Origin of the sequence: Pseudoxanthomonas sp. 22568, from assembly GCF_052044485.1 — a bacterium.
In the GTDB taxonomy this organism is placed as follows: domain Bacteria; phylum Pseudomonadota; class Gammaproteobacteria; order Xanthomonadales; family Xanthomonadaceae; genus Pseudoxanthomonas_A; species Pseudoxanthomonas_A beigongshangi.
Window position 1 is genome coordinate 71,568 of sequence record NZ_JBQENC010000016.1, and the last position, 17,958, is coordinate 89,525.

A 17,958-nucleotide genomic window follows, 5' to 3' on the forward strand; every position below is an offset into this window, starting at 1 on the left:
TCGTCCTGCCCGACCCTGCTCATCGGGGAGCGGGCGCGGCGGCGCGAAAGCAAGGAAGGCGTGACGCGTGGGGGGAAATGCGCTCAACCATGCGCGCATTCTAAACCCGGCGCGATTTGACCAGGCCGGTCGGCTCAGGCCGGATGCACCGTTCCATCCGTCGCCGCCGCGACATCCGGCCTCCGACGCATGGGGGGCAGGTGCCAATAGGTCAGCGCGCGCCACGCCCATTCCAGCGGTCCGTAGCGGAAATGGCGCAGCCACAGCCAGCTGAAGGCGACCTGCAGGGCGAACACCACCGCCACGAACGCCATCTGGCCGGGGCGGGACAACTGCCCCCAGTAACCCAGGCCATAGCCGAAGAAGAACAATGTGCTGATCACCGATGCGCCGATGTAGTTGGTCAGCGCCATCCGGCCCGCGAAGCCCAGCGGCGCCAGCCAGCGGGCGGCGCGCGTGCCCAGCAGCAGGACCATGCCCGAGAAGTAGCCCAGGCATAGCAGCAGCGCGCCGAGCTGGAACAGCGACATCGCGGCCATCCGCGCCGGATCGCGCCCGCCCAGGCCGTCGCCGGGGAAGCTCGGCACCAGCCACACGCTCAGCAAGGTGATCGCCATGCCGATCGGCAGGGTCCACGCCGCCAGCCGCCGGAACAGTGCCGCGTGTTCGCGCAACCGCGCAACCACGCCGGAACGGACGAACCAGAATCCGATCATGAACATCGGCAACGCCATGAAACTCAATCCGGCGGCCTGCGGCATGTCCTCGGCGAACTTGTCGGCACGGTAGCGGACCGCCTCGGCGTAGCTGCCGCGGCTGTCGATGCGGATTTCCTCGACCCGTTCCTTCGCGCGCTCGGCCAGGCGTTCCTGGCGCTTGGCCGCCTGCTCGGCGGTTTCCGGGGAGCGGATCTGCGGATACACCGCGGTCACGCCGGCGCCGATCAAGCCCAGCACGAACATCAGCGAGTACAGGGTCACGCCCCACTTCCAGTAGCGCGCCACGCTGCCGCGATGCAGGAAGAACATCATCACGCCGACCAGCACCAGCAGTATCAGCGCCCCGACCACGGCGTCGGACTTCAACACCACCGCCATCACCGCGAAGGACACCAGCAGGCCCAGCCAGATCTTCCAGTTGCGGGTAACCACCAGCAGCAGCGCCAACGCGGTGATGGCGTAGTTGTGCAGGATGTCGCCGGTCCAGATCAGGACGAAATGCGCACTGCCGAACAGCAGCAGGCCCAGGATGCGGCGCAGGTACGGCGCCAGGAACGGGCGTCCGCGCGTCTCCGCGCGCCCGAGCATCACCGCGAAGCCGATGCCGAACAGCAGCGAGAACAAAGTCCAGAACTTGCCCTGCACGAATACGTACACCAGCCAGCTCACCGCGTAATCGATGCCGTGCAGCGACGGGTCGATGCCCCGGCCCAGTTCGCTGATCGGGCGGGTGAACCACTCGATGTTCATCAGGAAGATGCCGATCAGGGCGAAGCCGCGAATGATGTCGAGGGCGGCGATGCGTTCGCCGGCATCGACGGGCTCCAGCGCGGCACCGGCTTGCCCGGGCGTTGCGGTGGTGGCGGAAACGTCCTGGTGCATGGCGGCTCTCCTGTGTCGGCGCACCATAGCGCCGGCACCCGCACCTCTCAGGTGCCGGAGGTCACCCAACTGTCGGCACGGCCCGCCGCCGGTCGGATCGGCGGCGTCGACCCGATGGACCCTTCAGCGCAGCAGCACCACTTCCTCGGCCGAGGTCGGATGGATCGCCACGGTGTCTTCCAGATCCCGCCGGGTGATGCCGCGCCGGATCGCCACCGCGAAGCCCTGCAGGATCTCGTCGACGCCCTCCCCCAGCAGATGCAGGCCGACCACCTTTTCTTCCTCGCCCACGCACACCAGCTTGAACAGGCTGCGCTGCGGCGAATCGGCCAGCGCATGCAGCATCGGGCGGAAGCGTGCCCGGTAGACCCGTACGGCGGCGTCACCGAAGCTCGCGCGGGCCTCTTGCTCGGTCATGCCGACCTTGCCGATGGGCGGATGCGAAAACACCACCGTGGCGATATCGCGGAACTCCAGCCGCGACTCCGGCTTGCCACCGTACAGGCGATCCATCAGCCGGCGCGCGGCGGCGATCGCCACCGGCGTCAGCGCGGGTCCGGCGGTCACGTCGCCCACCGCGTGGATGTTCGCCATGGTGGTGTCCTGCCATTCGTCGACCCGCACGTAACCGCGCGCATCCACTTCCACGCCGGCATTCTCCAGGCCCAGGCTGGCGGTGCTGGGTACCCGGCCGGTGGCGAAGAACACCTTGTCGAAGGGATCACTGCGTTCGCCGTTCGCGTCGACCAGTACTACCTTGCCGTCACCGGCCGGCCGCAGTTCCGCCAGCGCGTGGCCGAAGTGCGCGCGCAGGCCATGCTGGCGATTGTCCTCCAGCAGATCCGCGGCCAGCTCGTGATCGAATCCCTCCAGCAGGCGCTGGCCACGCACGAACAGTTCCACCTGGCTGCCCAGCGCCTGCATCACGCCGCCCAGTTCCACCGCGATGTAGCCGCCGCCGATCAACGCGACCCGCGCCGGCGGATCGCAGAGCTGGAAGAAGTCGTCGGACACCAGGCCCAGTTCGGCGCCCGGCACCGGCGGACGGCGCGGGCGGCCGCCGGTCGCGAGCAGGACGCGCTCGCCCCGCAGTCGCGCGCCGTCGCTGTTCTCCACGGTATGCGTGTCGACCAGTTGGCCGCGACAGGGCATCCAGACGATGCCGCTTTCGTCCAGCCGCTTGCGGTAGCTGGTATGGATGCCGGCGATGTAGCGCTGGCGATGGACGATGAACTCGCGCCAGTCGAGCGGCTGCGATTCCAGCTTGAATCCCAGTTGCGCGGCCAGCGCGATGCGCTGGGCGGTGTCGGCGGCCAGCCACATCGCCTTCTTCGGCACGCAGCCGACGTTGACACAGGTGCCGCCCAGATCCGCCGGTTCCAGCAACGCCACCCGCGCGCCATGGGCCGCGGCGCGGAAAGCGCCGGCGAGCCCGCCGGAACCACCGCCTATCACGATCAGGTCGAAGTCGGTCTGCGGCTTCATGAAAAACGCTCCGGTCGATAAGGAAGGGGATCGATGGCCGGCGGCCGGCCGGTGATCAGGTCGGACATCAACTGGCCGGTGGCGGCGCTCATGCTGATGCCGAGCATGCCGTGGCCGGCGGCCAGCCAGAGCCGTTCATGGCGGGGAACCCGACCCAGTAGCGGCAGATCGTCCCAGGTCATCGGTCGCCAGCCGCACCAGCGCTCCTGCACCACCTCGCCCACCGGATCGCGCAGGAACTCGCGCGCGCCGCGCTCCAGCGCGGCCAGCCGGACTTCGTTGAGGCGGTCGTCGTAGCCGGAAAATTCCATCGTGCTGCCCAGGCGGAAGCCGCTGTCCCAGACGGTCACGCAGACCGAACGGTCTTTCAGCACCAGTGGGCGCTTAGGCACCCGCTCCGGACGGCTGTAGGTCACCGAGTAGCCCTTGCCTGGCTGGATGGGAATCGACAGGCCGAGCCGGCGCGCGAATTCCGGCGTCCACGCGCCGAGCGCGAACACCGCTTCGCGGCCCTGCCGCGTTCCGCGCGAGGTGTGCACGCGCACGCCGTCGCGCGCCTCGTCGAAACCGAGCACGCGGCACTGCGTTTCGATCACCCCGCCACGTTCGCGCACGGCGCGCGCGAGTTCGGCGACGTAGCGATCCGGACGCAGACGGGCGTCGTCGGGGAACCGGATCGCGCCGGCGACGCCTTCGCGCATGGCAGGTTCCCGGGCTTCGTACTCGGCGCCGGCAATGATTTCGCTGTCGATGCCGAATTCCCGCAGCGCCTGGCATTCGCGCACGTAGCGCTCGAAATTACGCGGATCGCGGAACACGTAGTCCAGCCCTTCTTCCTGGAACTCGCAGCGCAACGCGTAGCGTTCGACCCAGGTCACCAAGCGGGCGCGCGAATCATCGAGGATGGCCGCGCGTGCGTGCGTGCTCTCGCGCCAGTCGCGTGGATTGCAGCGCGCGGCGAACCGCAGCAGCCAACGCCACAGCGCGGGATCCACGCGCGGTTTCAGGTACAGCGGCGCGTCCGGCGTCAGCATCCAGCGCAGCGCCTGCCGCACCACGCCCGGCGCGGCCAGCGGCGGCGCGTGGCTGGGCGTGATGGTGCCGCAGTTGCCGTGCGAGGCACCGGCGCCCACCTCGCCCGCTTCCAGCACCTGCACCGTCCGCCCGGCTTCCAGCAAGGCCAGCGCGGTGGACAGCCCGATCGCGCCGGCTCCCAGGACCAGAACGTCGTCATTGCGATGCATCAGGCGTGCGTCCCGTTCATCGGCCATCGCCGCGCGCACGCATATATCCCCACCGACGACCCGGTGTTCCATACGGAGACAGGCAGTGTGGACATGTCAAGCGTAATCCGTGGAAGGTAACGGTCATTCTCTGTCTTTCTTCACATGGTTTCTATTGACACCAATTGTCCCGGGACAACATCGTTGGGACATCGCCGGTCGTGTCCGCTACCGCGCGATGGAACGCGCCCCACCGCTTCCGATCCTGTTCCGAATCCTGCTGTCGCAACACCCACATCCACACATCACAGGGGTCAGCAAGCAATGCAACGGAAGATCAGCGTCATCACCACGGCCATCGCCACCATCCTCGTCACCTCTCCGCTCTACGCCGCCAACGCCGACCAGACGCCCGCCGCCAGCCGCGCCAAGGGCCTGGCCGTCGGCCATGCGGCCGCGCTGAAGAGCAGCGACGGCGACGAGTTCGTCGCCCGCGATGTTATCGTCGATCGCGACGGCACGGAGCACGTGCGCCTGGATCGCCGCTACAAGGGACTGCCCGTCATCGGCGGCGACGTGGTGATTCACTCCAGGAATGGAAAGCTCAAATCCACCAGCCTCACCCTGCGCGGCAACGGTCGCCCGGCACTCAAGGCCGGCATCGATGCCGATGCCGCGGTGATCTCGGCCGGCGCCGACTTCAAGGGCCAGATCGACGACATCGGCAGCCAGGGCCTGGTGATCTATGCGCGCGGCGCGCAGCCGGTGCTCGCCTACGAGGTGCGGGTACGTGGCGTGTCCGACAGCCAGGGCGAGGCCGACATGCGCTACTTCGTCGACGCGCACAGCGGCAAGGTGCTGGATCACTGGAACATCATCCACACCGCGGCGGCGGTCGGCACCGGCCAGACCCTGTTCCTGGGCGACGTGGCCATCACCACCAATTCGATCAGCGGCGGCTACCAGATGGTGGATCCCACCCGTGGCGGCGGCAATACCCGCGACGGCCTGGGCAAGGAGATCAGCCGCGTCTACAGCACGGCCGCGATCATGACCGACGCCGACAACAACTGGGGCAACAACACCGAGTCGCAGGTGGCCAGCGAGGCTTCCGACGCGCACTTCGGCGTGGCCGCGACCTGGGACTATTACAAGAACACCTTTGGCCGCAATGGCATCTACAACGATGGCGTCGGCGTGAAGAGCATCGTCAACGTCACCTTCCGCGGCGGCGGCGGCCCGGCCACCGGCGGCAACGCGGGCTGGTACGGCGCGCCGTACAAGTTCATGGCCTACGGCCTGGGCACCTCGACCTGGTACCCGGTGGTGTCGATCGACGTGGCCGGCCACGAGATGACCCACGGCGTGACCGAAGCCACCTCCAACCTGGCCTACTCCGGTGACGCCGGCGGTCTCAACGAGGCGGCCTCGGACATCATGGGCACGATGGTCGAGTACTACATCAACAACGCCAACGATCCGGGCGACTACCTGATTGGCGAGAAGATCTACCGCAGCAATCCGGACGGCAAGAAGGCGCTGCGCTACATGTTCCGTCCCGGCGACGCGGACGCTGGCCGTTCCTACAACTGCTATCCGGCGGCGGGCTTCGCCGGTGTGGATCCGCACTACTCGTCCGGTCCGGCCAACCATTTCTTCTACCTGCTCGCGGAAGGCGCGGTTTCGCCGGCCGGCTTCAGCTACACCGCCAGCCAACTGGTCTGCAACGGCGATACCGGCGTGACCGGCATCGGTCGCGACGCCGCCCAGCGCATCTGGTACCGCGCCCTGACCGTGTACATGACCTCCAACACCACCTATCCGCAGGCCCGCACCGCCACGCTCAACGCGGCCAGCGACCTGTACGGTGCCGGCTCGGCGCAGTACAACGCGGTGGCGCGTGCGTGGAGCGCGGTCAGCGTCAACTGATCCGGTTTCGTCAACGCGGCAAAGGAAACGGCCCGCGCGAGCGGGCCGTTTTCTTGTCCGGAGCCACCCTCAGGCGGATGCGGGGCTGGCGCGCATCGGCTGTGGCCGCAGGTAGGTCAGCGAGCGCCAGACCCACTCCGCCGGACCGAACCGGAACCGCGCCAGCCACCAGCGGCTGTACAGCACCTGGATCAGGAACAGCGTGAACACGAACACCACCTGCCACGCACGCGGCAACTGGTCCAGGTAACCGAATCCGTAGCCGTTGAAGATCAGCGTGCACACGATCGATTGCATCAGGTAGTTGCTCAGCGCCATCCGGCCGGCCGGCGCCAGCCAGTGCAGCAGCGGCGCGGTCGCCGCCGACTGCACGCCCTTCACGATCCAGCCCACGTAGCCGAACGCCATCAGCACGCTGCCGACGGAACTGGCCACGAACGCCAGCGACGCGTGCAGGTTGATGTTGTTGAAATCCGCAGTGGGCTCCATCCAGAACGACAGCAGCATCAGGGCCAATCCCAGCGGCAGCGCGCCCCAGCGCAGGAACGCGAACAGGCGCGGAAAACGATCCGGCGCGGCGATGGCGCCGCTCTTCACGAACCAGGTGCCGAACAGGAACATGCCGAACACCGTGGGCCCGATGAACAGCAGGTTGCTGAGCATGAAGCCGACGTCCCTGGCGCGCTGGATGACGGCTTCCAGGTAGGTGCCCGAGCCGTAGGCGCTGCGCTGGGCTTCCAGCATCGCGTTCATCTCCGCGCCCGCCTTCGCCATTTCGCTGTTCCAGTTGGCGCCTGCGGCCGGATCCATCTGCATCGCCGATCCCACCAGTCCCAGCAGCAGCATCATTCCGGACGATGCCAGGTAGGTCAGGCCCGCGATCCAGGGCAGCCACTTGGCAGGCACGTTGCGGAACGCCAGCAGGAAAAACGACAACAGCGCGTACATCAACAGGATGTCGCCCGACCAGATCAGCAGGCCATGGATCACGCCGATGACCAGCAGCACCAGGCTGCGCCGCCAATACACGCCCGCGAACGGTTGCCCACGCGCCTCGGCGCGGGTCGACATCACCGCGAAGCCCATGCCGAACAGCAGCGAGAACAGGGTGTAGAACTTGCCCTGCACCAGGATGTAGATGAGCGCATCGGCGGTACGGTCCACGCCGGTCAATGCCGGGTCGAGCCCGGAGAACGACTGGAACAGCGGGCCGGCCATGCCCTCGATGTTCATCAGCAGGATGCCCACCAGCGCGAAGCCGCGCAGCACATCCATGGTCTCGATGCGTTCGCTGGCGGCGACGGGCCGCAGCGGTGCGTCCGGATTCGACGATATGGCGCCCATGTCCTTGCTCCCTGGAATCGTGGCGCATTAAAGCATGTTGACGCTTCCCGGCCAGCCATCCGCCGGAACGGAAGCGGGTGTAACCTCGCGCCCATCGCGCTGCCTCCCGCGTCCGTCCCGCCGCCGTTCCCCGCCGCAACGCCTTCGGAGAAATCCGCCATGACGCCCTTCCGCCTGCGACTTGCCGCCCTGTTGCTGGCCGGCCACGGTCTGCCCGTGTTCGCCGGCACGCCGGATGGTGCGCTGCTGCACCCCGTCAACCCGCCCGGCGCCACCATTCCCAATGTCTCGCAGGCCATGCGCGTCGATGGCGGCAAGCTGTTGCTGCTGTCCGGCCACGTGCCGTTCCGCGCGGACGGCAGTCTGGTCGAAGGTCCGCTGGAGGATCAGCTGGAACAGGTCATGCGCAACCTGGACGCCACCCTGCGCGCGGCCGGCAGCGATTTCTCCCACGTGGCCCGGCTGACGCTGTACATCCGCGACTTCGATCCCGCGCAGTTGCCGGCCATCCGCAAGGTGCGGGATCGCTGGATCGACCCGAAGCGGCCGCCCGCCAGCGCGCTGGTCGGGGTGCAGGCGCTGTTCCAGCCCGGCGTCCGCATCGAGGTGGACGCCATCGCGGTCATTCCGGAGTCCGACGGCGGTGCCCCGCGCGCGCCCTGAGCGGAAAGAACGCGGACACGCCGGACACGGAAACGAGAACGGCCCGCTCGCGCGGGCCGTTTCTTTTTGCATCGCGGGAAAGTGCGTCCGCTCAGTGGTGATGGCCGCCGTCGCCGTGCACGTGGCCGTGCTCGACCTCTTCCGGCGAAGCTTCGCGCACCTCGACGATTTCGACGTCGAAATGCAGATCCTTGCCCGCCATCGGATGGTTCAGGTCGACGTCGACCACGCTCATGCCGATCTTCTGGATGGTCACCGCGCGCGGGCCGAAGTTGGTGTTCAGCACGACCTGCTGGCCCGGCACGAGCTTCTGGGTGCCGAAGTGCTTCTTGGGCACGCGCTGGCTCAGCCCGTCGCGACGCTCGCCATAGGCTTCGGCGGCGGTCACGTCCACGCTGAAGCTCTCGCCGGCTTCACGGTCCTGCATCGCGTTCTCCAGACCCGGGATGATATTGCCGTGGCCGATCAGGATGGCGAGCGGCTCGCGGTCCTTCGAGCTCTCCAGCGGCTCCTGGCCGACTTCGGAGACGGTGTAGTGGAAACGGACGACGCTGTCTTTTGCGATTTTCATTCGGGACTCTGGAATAGGGGCTGCCGGCGGCAGGCGTGGTGGCTTGTCGGCCAGGTGGATTGCGGGCGAAGATGCGCCACAATGAAGACCGTGCATTATCCCGGCTTGGACCGCCTGCCGCCACCCGCGGCCTCCCGCGCAACGGTCGTGGTCGCCGTGCTGCTGGCCGCCCTGCTGGCCGGCTGCGGCGGCGGCAAGGAAACCGTCCGCCGCCCCGCCCCGCCCCCGGTCCGGGAGTGGCCACGGGTCGAGGCCGAGGACCCGGCGGCGGCCAATGCGGTGCTGATGCGGGCCATCGGCCTGGTCGGCACGCCCTATCGCTACGGCGGCAATACCCCCGAATCCGGCTTCGACTGCAGCGGGCTGGTGGCCTACGTTTTCCGCGACATGCTGGACCTGAAGCTGCCCCGCACTTCCGGCGAACTGGCCAAGGTGCAGGGTCCGCGCATCGAGCCGCGCCGGCTGGCGCCGGCCGATCTGGTGTTTTTCGGCAACCGCGGCAGCGTCAGCCACGTCGGCATCTATGTGGGCGAAGGCCGCTTCGTGCATGCCCCCAGTACCGGAGGGACGGTCCGGCTGGACCATCTGGATGGCAGCTACTGGCGCGACCATTACACCGGCGCCAAACGGGTTCTGCACTGAGTCCGGCCATTTTTGTGACCCAGGCCCGACATAATTAACGAATAAATAACGATTTGTGAACCAAATCGAGGCGATATGACGGCACTATTGCCGCTTCGCATTTTTCCCGACCCCGCGTGACGACCGACGACCTGCCGCCAGGCCAGCCCGCCGCCACCCACCGCACCCCGCGGGGCGTGAACCGTTTCCTTTCCCTGGTGCTGCTGGCCGCCGCGAGCATCCCCGCGTGGGCCCAGCAGCATGTGCCGGGCGCCGATGCGGTGGAGACCGACGTCGTGGAAGCCGCCGCGGCGGTCAATGCCCCGGAAGCCGTTGCCACCAAGCCGACCTCGTTCAGCATCAAGGAAAAGGCGGCCGAAGCCGCCACCGCCACCCTCACCGCCCTCCTGCCCCGCCTGGCGGCCAGCGACAGCCTGCCGCTGCTGGACCGGTCCACCATGGTGGCCGGCGACCTCAGCCGCCTGCTGGCCGGCTACGACCTGAGCAAGGACGGTGTGGTCAAGGACGAGGGCGGCAAGATCCAGGCCGTGCTCAAGCGTGCGCTGACCCTGATGGGCACGCCCTACCGCTGGGGCGGCACCTCGCCGGACAGTGGTTTCGATTGCAGCGGGCTGGTCGGTTACGTATTCCGCACCGCGCTGGGTATCGAACTGCCACGCGTGTCCCGCGACATGGCCTCGCAGGCCAACGGCCAGATGATCGCCAGCCGCGACGAACTCCAGCAGGGCGACCTGGTGTTCTTCGGCCGCAAGGGCCGGATCAACCACGTCGGCATCTACGTCGGCGAAGGCCGCTTCCTGCATTCCCCCAGCACCGGCAAGGACGTCCGCGTGGACAGCCTGACCACCGGCTATTGGGCGCCGCGCTTCATGCAGGCCCGCCGCGTCGCGATGTAAGCGGCTCCGGGACGCCCGTTGCGCGCGTCTCGACCCAACTCTTCGAATACAGGATGCGGATGTGGGAGCGACGTGAGTCGCGAGCTTTTCGTTTGTCCACGCTCTGTCAGAAACAAGCTTGCCGGACTGGCGGTGGATTTCCAGACGCCCAGGCACATCTCGTCGNCCCACAATGGGCGGTTCCTGGGATCTCCTTGTAGGAGCGACGTGAGTCGCGAGCTTTTTTGCGCGTTGTCCACCACATGGGGCGGTCCTCCCGCCTGTTGCCGCGCGTCCTATCATCCACCCGGTCGCGACTTACGTCGCTCCTACAGAGGAAGCCGCGCCTCAGGTCGTCGCGCCCGCGCTCTGGTAGTGGGCGACGGTTTCCTCGATGCCCTTGCTCAGTTCCATCACCTTGAGCGCGTACTCGGCCAGGCGGCAGTCCTCCGGCGTTTCCGGCTTCCAGGCCGGCACGGCGGTCGGCTTGCCCTCGACCTGGTCCAGGGCGACGAACACGATGATGCAGTGCGTGCACAGCCGCGATTCGCCGCCCATCGGGTCGCGGGCGCGCACGTCGACCGCGAAGTGCATGCTGCTGGTGCCGGTGTAGACCAGCTTGGCCGACACCGTCACCAGATCGCTGGTGCGGATCGGTGCGACGAAGCGGATGCCGCCCACCGCCACGGTCACGCTGTAATGGCCGCTCCAGCCCACCGCCGCGGCATAACCGACCTGATCGATCCACTTCATCACGATCCCGCCGTGCACCTTTCCGCCGTAGTTGACGTCGGTGGGCTGGGCCAGGAAACGGAAGTTCAGTTCGCGCTGTTCACCGCTCATGGGCTTCTCCTCGGGGGAGTGGCAAAGATACGCCAGTCGCTACCGGACCGGCACAGGGACCGCCGATAAAAAAAGCCGGCGCGGACGCCGGCTTTGAATGACAGGGAGTTGCGGTCCTGCGGATTACTTCTGCGAGGTCTGGAACGTACCGTAGGGCTTGAGCTGCTCGGCGATCGCCTTGCCATCACCGACCACGATGATCGACTGCCGCTTCGGGTCGAAATACTGTTTCGCCACCGCCTGCACCTTGGCCGCATCCACCTGGCGCAGGCGTGGCACGTACTGGCCCAGGAAATCCGACGGCAGGCCGATCAGCCAGTTCTTCGCCAGCGTGCCCGCGACTGCGCCCTGCAGCTGGTTGCTGAGGACATAGTCGCCGGCGATGTAGCGCTTGGTGTCGTCCAGTTCCCTGGCCGGTACCGGTTCGTTGCGCAGGCGATTGAATTCGCCGAAGAACTCCTTCAGCGAGGCGCCGGTGACCTCGTTGCGCACGTCGGCCTGCGAGACCAGGTCACCGCCCGCGCGGGAAGCCGACAGGCGCGTGCCAGCGCCATAGGTGTAGCCCTTCTCCTCGCGCAGGTTGAGGTTGACCCGGCTGCTGAAACCGCCGCCCAGCACGATGCGGGTGAGCTGCAACGGAATGTAATCCGGATCGGTGGCCGCGAGCGCCGGCTGGCCGATGCGCAGGGTGGACTGCACGCTGCCGTCACGTTGAAGCAGCACGAACTTCGGCGTGGCGGTACGCGCGGGAGCCACGGTATCCGCCACTTCGCCGCCGGTGCCCTTCCAGTTGCCGAATGCCTTCTCCGCCATCGCGAAACCTTGCGCGGGCGTGACCCTGCCGGTGATCACCAGCAGGCTGCGATCCGGATGGAAGCGGCGCGCGTGCTCCGCGCGCAGCGCGGGCGTGGCAAGTGCTGCGATGCCGGCTTCGCTGAGCTGGGTGCGCGCATACGGATGGTCGCCGTACACCGCCGCCAGCATCGCGCGGTTGGCGCGGAACGACGGCTGCGCCTCGTTGGCCTTCAACTGCTGTGCCGCATTGGCCTGGGCCAGCTTGACCTCGTTTTCCGGGAAGATCGGCTCGCGCACGACCTCGGCCAGCAGGTCCAGCATCGGCGCGGCCTGGCTGGCGAGCGCGTCGGCGTACACGGTGACGCCGTCATTGCTGGCACCGGCGCCGATGCTGCCGCCGTAGCCCTGCGCGGTTTCGGCGATGGCGCGCGAATCGCGGCGCGCGGTGCCCTCGGTCAGCAGGCCGGCGAACAGGCTGGCGAAGCCGGAAGCGTTCGGCGCATCCGCGGCCAGGCCGGCGTTGCGTACTGCCAACACGTAGTCCACGCGCGGGATACCGTCGCGCGGCACCACCCACACTTCCAGCCCGTTGGCGAGCGTCTTCTTTTCAATCTGCGGCACCGGCAGCGGCTTGTCCGGCGCGTATGGCGGCAGATCCTTCGGCAGCATCGGCTCGGCGGCGTACGCCGCGCCGGCGAACAGCGTGGTCAGGGCGAGGGCAATCGCGGTCTTGTGCAGGCTCATCGGGATTCTCCTCATTCCTTCTTCGCCGACGGCGCCAGCATCGCCGCGGGCTTGCGGTCGATGACGGTGCGGTTGGCCGGGGTCAGGTAGGTGGCGGCGACGCGCTTGACATCCTCGGAGGTGACGTTCTGGATCCAGCCGGGAATCTGGTTGGCGACGTTGGCATCGCCCCACAGCGTCTGCAGCTTGGCCAGGGTGTCGGCGCGATTCAGGAACATTTCCAGGCCGTTGTACCAGTCAGCCAGCAGCTGGGTCTTGATGCGCGCCAGGGTCGCGTCGTCGGCGCCTTCGCGGGCGATGCGGGCGATCTCTTCATCCATGCCCTTGAGCACCGCGTCCGCATCGGTGGTCGGCTTGTACAGCGCGAACACGGTGAACAGCGTGGGGCCGTCGTATTCCCATTCGCTGGTCAGGCCGTACAGCGATTCCACGTTGAGCGCGAGTTCGCGGCCCTTGACCAGGCCCTGGTACAGCCGCGAGGCGTCGCCGTTGGCGAGCAGCGCGCCCAGCACCGCCATCGGCGCCTGATCGCGGCTGCCGCGATCCGGCATCTTCCAGGCCGCGGCGATCGCCGGCACCTGCGCCAGCGCGTCGCTCTGCTGCACGCGTTTTTCCTGCGTGTTCAGGCCTTCCTTGTAGTCCGGCGCGGCCGGGGTGGCGCGCGCGGGAATGCCGCCGAAGTACTTCTGCGCCAGCGCGAAGCCCTGCTCCGGGGTGACGTCGCCGGCGATCGCCAGCACCGCGTTGTTGGGGCCGTAGTAGTCACGGTGGAACGCCTTGACGTCCTCCAGGCTGGCGTTCTCCAGATCCTCGAAGCTGCCGTAGCCGTCGTGGTTGTTCTCCCACTTCTGGAACGCCTGCTGGCCGATGTCGATCCACATGAAACCGCCGTAGGGCTGGTTCTTCACGTTGACGCGGATTTCCTCCTTCACCACATCCTGCTGGTTCTTCAGCGTCTCGGCGTTGAAGTCCAGGGTCTTCATGCGATCGGCTTCCAGCCACAGGATCGCGTCCAGCGAGGACACCGGCGCGGTCTCGATGTAGTTGGTGAAGTCGGCGCGGGTGGAACCGTTGTTGTTGCCGCCGCCGCCGGTGATGACGCTGTCGAACACGCCCTTCTTCGCGTTCGGCGTGCCCTGGAACATCAGGTGCTCGAACAGATGGGCGAAGCCGGTGCGGTTGCGCGGCTCCAGGCGCATGCCGACATGGTAGACCACGCTCACGCCAACCACCGGCGAGCTGTGATCCTCGGAGATGACCACGGTCAGGCCGTTGTCGAGTTTCTTGACGGCGACCGGGACGGTCCAGCGGTCGGTGTCGGCCGCCATGGCCGGCAACGCGAGCAGCAGGCCGGCCAGGAAACCGGCGGCGGTGCGGATGCGCATCGGGAATCTCCCCAGTAGAGTCCCCGCAGCCTACGCCGCCCTGTCACGCCCGCCCCGGCCCGGAAGTCATGGCCGGGCCCGCTTGCCTCAGCGGCGGACGACGTAGTGCATGCCCACCGAGGCCGGGCCGACATCGGCGAAGCCGTATTGCGCGTACAGATGTTTCGCCTCGCCGTCGGCGATCAGCGAGACGTGCGCGCTGTCCAGAGTGTTGGCCTTCAGCCAGGCATCCAGCGCGTTCATGATGCGCTTGCCCAGCCCGCGCCCCTGGTGTTCCGGCTCCACCGCGATGTCCACCACCACGAACGACAGGCCGCCGTCGCCGATGATCCGGCCCATGCCGATGGCGCGGCCCTCGTGCAGGAGGCTCACCCCGTAGAGGGTGTTGGGCAGGCCGCGCTCGGCGGCCTCCTGCGACTTCGGCGACAGTCCGGCGACCGCGCGCAGCCGACGGAAATCCTCGACGCCGGGGAAGCGCTCGACCAGCACGTAGGGATCAGACGGCGCGTTCATCGGAACCCTCGCCCTCTTCCAGCCCGAGGTTGGTCGGCGCGGCCTCGTAGACATTGCGATCCAGCAGGCCGGTTTCCTTGGCCACCAGTACCGGTACCACCATCTGCCCGGTCACGTTGGTCATCGTGCGCATCATGTCGAGCACGCGATCGATCGCGTACAGGTAGCCGATGGTTTCCAGCGGCAGCCGGGCCGCGGTCAGCACCACCGTGGCCATCACCACCGCGGTGCCGGGCACGCCGGCGGTGCCGAAGCTGCCCAGCACCGAGGCGATCAGCACGACGAAGTACTGGTCCGCACTGAGCGGGTGGCCGGTGTATTGCGCGATGAAGACCGCGCACAGCGCCGGATAGATCGCGCCGCAGCCATCCATCTTGATGCTCGCGCCCAGCGGCACCGCGAACGAGGCGTAGTTCCTGTCCACGCCCAGGTTGTGGGTGACCGCGCGGATCGCCGCCGGCATCGAGGCGAAGCTGGAGGAACTGACGAACGCAACCTGCATCGCCGAAGCCGCGCCGCGGAAGAACTTCCACGGGTTCAGGCCATGGCTGAGCAGCAGCAGGCTGTAGGTAATCACGATGTGCAGGGCGCAGGCCAGGTACAGCGCACCGACGAAACTCGCCAGCGGCAGCAGCTTGCCGAAGCCATAGGTGCCGACCAGCGAGGCGATCAGGCCGAAGGTGCCCAGCGGGGTCACTTCCAGCACGAAGCGGGTGACCTGGATCATGATTTCGCTGCTCTCGCCGGCCAGCTTGCGCGCCGCGGCCACGCGATCGCCCAGCTTGACCATCGCGAAGCCCAGCAGCGCGGCGAAGAAGATCACCGGCAGGATCGAGCCCTTGCCCGCCGCCAGCACGGTTTCACCCGCTGCGTTCTTGGTGGTGCCGATGCCGGTCAGCGCATGGAACGGATTGGACGGCACCACGTCCAGCAGCACCTTGATCGGACTGGGCACATCCTTGGGCACGTAGTTGGGATCCACCTGCAGCGTGGTCACGCCCACGCCCGGCTGGACGATCACGCCCACCGCGAGGCCCACGCCCACCGCAAGCGCCGCGGTAACCACGAACCACAGGAAGGTCCGCCCGCCCAGCGCGGCGACCGATTGCTGGCCATGCAGGCTGGAGACCGCGTTGATGACGGCGAAGAACACCAGCGGCACCGCGATCATCTTGATCAGGGTGACGTACAGCGTGCCCAGCGGACCGAACCAGGTGTCGGCGGCGGGTCCCAGCAACCAGCCGGCCAACGCGCCGAGCACGAAGCCCCCGACCACCCGTTGCCAGAACGGGATCCTCAACCACGCGGAGACCAGCTTCATCGGCAGCCCTGAAAATACGGAATCCCGAACGATAGCCCAGCGCCGTCCCATACGCGACGGCATGGCTGGAAAGGCCGCGTGTCATGAACAGGACACTGTCACCGGGCCATAATGCCCCGTTGCCTTGCCTGGAGTCCCTGATGCGTCGTACCGCCGTCCTGCCCGTCCTGGGCATGTCCCTCGCCACCCTGCTCGCCGGCTGCGCCACGACGCCCGCGACCTCCTCCGCCCCGACGGCGGCACCCCGCATCGATGTCCCGGTCGTCGCCCATCCCGGCGGCGAGACGCCGGCCTGGTGGTATCGCAACGGCGCCGCCCGCGCCGCCGCCAACGGCGCCATGAACGGACGCGCGAAGAACGTCATCCTGTTCCTTGGCGACGGCATGAGCCTGACCACCGTCGCCGCCGCGCGCATCCTCGACGGCCAGCGCAAGGGCGGTTCGGGCGAGGAGAACCTGCTGAGCTGGGAGCGCTTCCCGCACACCGCCTTCAGCAAGACCTACAACACCGATTCGCAGACGCCGGATTCGGCCGGCACCATGACCGCCATCACCACCGGCGTGAAAACCCACATGGGCGCGATCGGCGTCAGCGCCGGACGCCGCGACGACTGTGCCGACAGCCTCGGCAAGGCCGCGCTCACCTGGCTGGAACTGGCCGACAGCGCCGGCCTGGCCACCGGCATCGTCAGCACCGCCCGCCTGACCCACGCCACCCCGGCGGCGACCTACGCGCACGTGCCGGATCGCAACTGGGAAAACGACACCGACCTGCCCAAGGCCGCGGTCGAACAGGGATGCCGCGACATCGCCCAGCAACTGTTGACCTCCTCGCGCTTCGGCCACGGACCGACCGTGGCGCTGGGCGGCGGCCGCGCCGAATTCACCAGCACCGAGCAGCGCGATCCGGAATACGACGACAAGGTCGGCGAACGCCTCGACGGGCGCGATCTGCCGGCCGAGTGGCTGAAGGCCAATCCGGGCGGCCAGTACGTGTGGAACCGCAAGCAACTGGAAGCGGCCAAGGACGCGCCGCGCCTGCTGGGCCTGTTCGAGCCGGATCACATGCAGTTCGATCATGACCGCTCGCGCACCGACACCGGCGAGCCTTCGCTGGCCGAACTGACCCGTGCCGCCATCCACACGCTGTCGCGCAGCCAGGACGGCTACGTGCTGATGGTCGAAGGCGCGCGCATCGATCACGCCAACCACTACGGCAACGCGTTCCGCGCGCTCGACGAGACCATCGCCATGTCCGAGGCCGTGCAGGCCGCGCTGGATGCGACCTCGCGCGAGGACACCCTGATCGTGGTCACCGCCGATCACTCGCACACGCTGAACTTCGTCGGCTATCCGGTGCGCGGCAACCCGATCCTGGGCAAGGTCCGCGGCCAGGGTGGCGAGGACGACGTGCCCGGCGATCTGGCGCGCGACCAGACCGGCCTGCCGTTCACCACGCTCAGCTACGCCAACGGCCCCGGCTACACCGGCGAGAGCAACCAGCAGAAGGCCGGTCCGAAGCGTTTCATCCATGCGCCCAGCAACGTCGAGACCAGCGAAGGCCGGCCCGACCTGACCGCCGTGGACACCGAGCATCCGGACTACCTGCAGGAATCGCTGGTGCCGCTGAAGTCCGAATCGCACGGCGGCGAGGACGTGGGCATCTGGGCCATCGGCCCGGGCAGCGACGCGGTGCGCGGCACCGTCGAGCAGAACACCATCTACCACTTTATCGTCCAGTCCACGCCGAAGCTGCGCCAGCGCCTGTGCGCGGCCAACACCTGCAACGCCGACGGCGTACCGGTGGAACTGCCGAAACCAGCGGATTTCGAGAAGAAGCCATGAACCGAAACGCCCGGGCCAAGCCCGGGCGTTTTCCCTTGTAGGAGCGACGTCAGTCGCGACCGTTGGGCTGCACGGTCGCGGAGTTTTCCCGGTCGCGACTCACGTCGCTCCTACAGACACCCCGATTGTGGGAGCGACGTCAGTCGCGAGCTTTTGGAATGAATCGACGGGCATCGCGAA

General features: G+C 67.7%; 15 protein-coding genes. 5 read left to right on the forward strand and 10 right to left on the reverse strand.

All coding sequences use genetic code 11. From position 1 onward, the window contains the following. Window positions 1-134: 134 nt before the first annotated feature. From ACTJI2_RS17515 to ACTJI2_RS17525, 3 genes are all read right to left on the reverse strand, one after another. Entirely contained in the window at window positions 135-1,601 is a 1,467-nt protein-coding gene (locus ACTJI2_RS17515; RefSeq protein WP_440842877.1) for a DUF418 domain-containing protein, read from the reverse strand. 123 nt (window positions 1,602-1,724) lie between these two features. After that, window positions 1,725-3,086, reverse strand: a complete 1,362-nt coding sequence (gene gorA, locus ACTJI2_RS17520) for a glutathione-disulfide reductase (protein ID WP_440842878.1) — start codon at window positions 3,084-3,086, stop codon at window positions 1,725-1,727. After that, complete coding sequence (locus ACTJI2_RS17525) at window positions 3,083-4,330, reverse strand: NAD(P)/FAD-dependent oxidoreductase (protein ID WP_440842885.1); 1,248 nt, start codon at window positions 4,328-4,330, stop codon at window positions 3,083-3,085. Before ACTJI2_RS17525 ends, gorA begins: the two co-directional genes overlap by 4 nt. A gap of 303 nt (window positions 4,331-4,633) precedes the next feature. Here ACTJI2_RS17525 and ACTJI2_RS17530 point away from each other — a divergent pair, with 303 nt between their 5' ends. Continuing rightward, on the forward strand, window positions 4,634-6,238 hold the full coding sequence (locus ACTJI2_RS17530) for a M4 family metallopeptidase (RefSeq protein ID WP_192199318.1): 1,605 nt from the start codon (window positions 4,634-4,636) through the stop codon (window positions 6,236-6,238). A 69-nt stretch (window positions 6,239-6,307) separates the two neighbouring features. Here ACTJI2_RS17530 and ACTJI2_RS17535 read toward each other — a convergent pair whose 3' ends face one another. After that, window positions 6,308-7,582: a DUF418 domain-containing protein gene (locus ACTJI2_RS17535; protein WP_440842879.1), complete on the reverse strand. Its 1,275-nt coding sequence runs from the start codon at window positions 7,580-7,582 to the stop codon at window positions 6,308-6,310. A gap of 159 nt (window positions 7,583-7,741) precedes the next feature. Between ACTJI2_RS17535 and ACTJI2_RS17540 the strand changes: the two genes are divergently transcribed. Next, on the forward strand, window positions 7,742-8,245 hold the full coding sequence (locus ACTJI2_RS17540; RefSeq protein WP_440842880.1) for a RidA family protein: 504 nt from the start codon (window positions 7,742-7,744) through the stop codon (window positions 8,243-8,245). A gap of 91 nt (window positions 8,246-8,336) precedes the next feature. Here the strand turns inward: ACTJI2_RS17540 and ACTJI2_RS17545 are convergent, their stop codons facing one another. After that, on the reverse strand, window positions 8,337-8,816 hold the full coding sequence (locus ACTJI2_RS17545; RefSeq protein WP_183638327.1) for an FKBP-type peptidyl-prolyl cis-trans isomerase: 480 nt from the start codon (window positions 8,814-8,816) through the stop codon (window positions 8,337-8,339). 81 nt (window positions 8,817-8,897) lie between these two features. Here ACTJI2_RS17545 and ACTJI2_RS17550 point away from each other — a divergent pair, with 81 nt between their 5' ends. Together ACTJI2_RS17550 and ACTJI2_RS17555 are read left to right on the forward strand one after the other, a co-directional pair. Continuing rightward, the gene (locus ACTJI2_RS17550) at window positions 8,898-9,458 is read left to right on the forward strand and encodes a C40 family peptidase (protein ID WP_192199315.1); all 561 of its coding nucleotides are present in this window, start codon (window positions 8,898-8,900) and stop codon (window positions 9,456-9,458) included. Window positions 9,459-9,574: 116 nt separating this feature from the next. Further along, complete coding sequence (locus ACTJI2_RS17555; protein WP_440842881.1) at window positions 9,575-10,354, forward strand: C40 family peptidase; 780 nt, start codon at window positions 9,575-9,577, stop codon at window positions 10,352-10,354. Between the two features lie 327 nt (window positions 10,355-10,681). Here the strand turns inward: ACTJI2_RS17555 and ACTJI2_RS17560 are convergent, their stop codons facing one another. The 5 genes from ACTJI2_RS17560 to ACTJI2_RS17580 form a co-directional block, all read right to left on the reverse strand. Continuing rightward, window positions 10,682-11,176 (reverse strand): acyl-CoA thioesterase, encoded by a 495-nt coding sequence (locus ACTJI2_RS17560; RefSeq protein ID WP_141456042.1) that lies wholly within the window; start codon window positions 11,174-11,176, stop codon window positions 10,682-10,684. Window positions 11,177-11,299: 123 nt separating this feature from the next. Continuing rightward, window positions 11,300-12,715 (reverse strand): M16 family metallopeptidase, encoded by a 1,416-nt coding sequence (locus ACTJI2_RS17565; RefSeq protein ID WP_440842882.1) that lies wholly within the window; start codon window positions 12,713-12,715, stop codon window positions 11,300-11,302. An 11-nt stretch (window positions 12,716-12,726) separates the two neighbouring features. Then, complete coding sequence (locus ACTJI2_RS17570; RefSeq protein WP_318287549.1) at window positions 12,727-14,100, reverse strand: M16 family metallopeptidase; 1,374 nt, start codon at window positions 14,098-14,100, stop codon at window positions 12,727-12,729. Between the two features lie 87 nt (window positions 14,101-14,187). Continuing rightward, entirely contained in the window at window positions 14,188-14,613 is a 426-nt protein-coding gene (locus ACTJI2_RS17575) for a GNAT family N-acetyltransferase (protein ID WP_183638337.1), read from the reverse strand. Next, a complete protein-coding gene (locus ACTJI2_RS17580; RefSeq protein ID WP_318287550.1) occupies window positions 14,597-15,934 on the reverse strand; it encodes a dicarboxylate/amino acid:cation symporter in 1,338 nt (445 codons plus the stop codon). The genes ACTJI2_RS17575 and ACTJI2_RS17580 overlap by 17 nt, the downstream gene beginning before the upstream one ends. Window positions 15,935-16,074: 140 nt before the next feature. Between ACTJI2_RS17580 and ACTJI2_RS17585 the strand changes: the two genes are divergently transcribed. Beyond that, the gene (locus ACTJI2_RS17585) at window positions 16,075-17,778 is read left to right on the forward strand and encodes an alkaline phosphatase (protein WP_318287551.1); all 1,704 of its coding nucleotides are present in this window, start codon (window positions 16,075-16,077) and stop codon (window positions 17,776-17,778) included. The last annotated feature ends 180 nt before the right edge of the window (window positions 17,779-17,958 follow it).

Excerpts from the sequence above, each read along its gene's own strand:
- ACTJI2_RS17515 (WP_440842877.1), bottom strand. The coding sequence starts at position 1,601 with ATGCACCAGGACGTTTCCGCCACCACCGCAACGCCCGGGCAAGCCGGT.
- gorA (WP_440842878.1), bottom strand. The coding sequence starts at position 3,086 with ATGAAGCCGCAGACCGACTTCGACCTGATCGTGATAGGCGGTGGTTCC.
- ACTJI2_RS17525 (WP_440842885.1), bottom strand. The coding sequence starts at position 4,330 with ATGCATCGCAATGACGACGTTCTGGTCCTGGGAGCCGGCGCGATCGGG.
- ACTJI2_RS17530 (WP_192199318.1), top strand. The coding sequence starts at position 4,634 with ATGCAACGGAAGATCAGCGTCATCACCACGGCCATCGCCACCATCCTC.
- ACTJI2_RS17535 (WP_440842879.1), bottom strand. The coding sequence starts at position 7,582 with ATGGGCGCCATATCGTCGAATCCGGACGCACCGCTGCGGCCCGTCGCC.
- ACTJI2_RS17540 (WP_440842880.1), top strand. The coding sequence starts at position 7,742 with ATGACGCCCTTCCGCCTGCGACTTGCCGCCCTGTTGCTGGCCGGCCAC.
- ACTJI2_RS17545 (WP_183638327.1), bottom strand. The coding sequence starts at position 8,816 with ATGAAAATCGCAAAAGACAGCGTCGTCCGTTTCCACTACACCGTCTCC.
- ACTJI2_RS17550 (WP_192199315.1), top strand. The coding sequence starts at position 8,898 with ATGAAGACCGTGCATTATCCCGGCTTGGACCGCCTGCCGCCACCCGCG.
- ACTJI2_RS17560 (WP_141456042.1), bottom strand. The coding sequence starts at position 11,176 with ATGAGCGGTGAACAGCGCGAACTGAACTTCCGTTTCCTGGCCCAGCCC.
- ACTJI2_RS17565 (WP_440842882.1), bottom strand. The coding sequence starts at position 12,715 with ATGAGCCTGCACAAGACCGCGATTGCCCTCGCCCTGACCACGCTGTTC.
- ACTJI2_RS17570 (WP_318287549.1), bottom strand. The coding sequence starts at position 14,100 with ATGCGCATCCGCACCGCCGCCGGTTTCCTGGCCGGCCTGCTGCTCGCG.
- ACTJI2_RS17575 (WP_183638337.1), bottom strand. The coding sequence starts at position 14,613 with ATGAACGCGCCGTCTGATCCCTACGTGCTGGTCGAGCGCTTCCCCGGC.
- ACTJI2_RS17580 (WP_318287550.1), bottom strand. The coding sequence starts at position 15,934 with ATGAAGCTGGTCTCCGCGTGGTTGAGGATCCCGTTCTGGCAACGGGTG.
- ACTJI2_RS17585 (WP_318287551.1), top strand. The coding sequence starts at position 16,075 with ATGCGTCGTACCGCCGTCCTGCCCGTCCTGGGCATGTCCCTCGCCACC.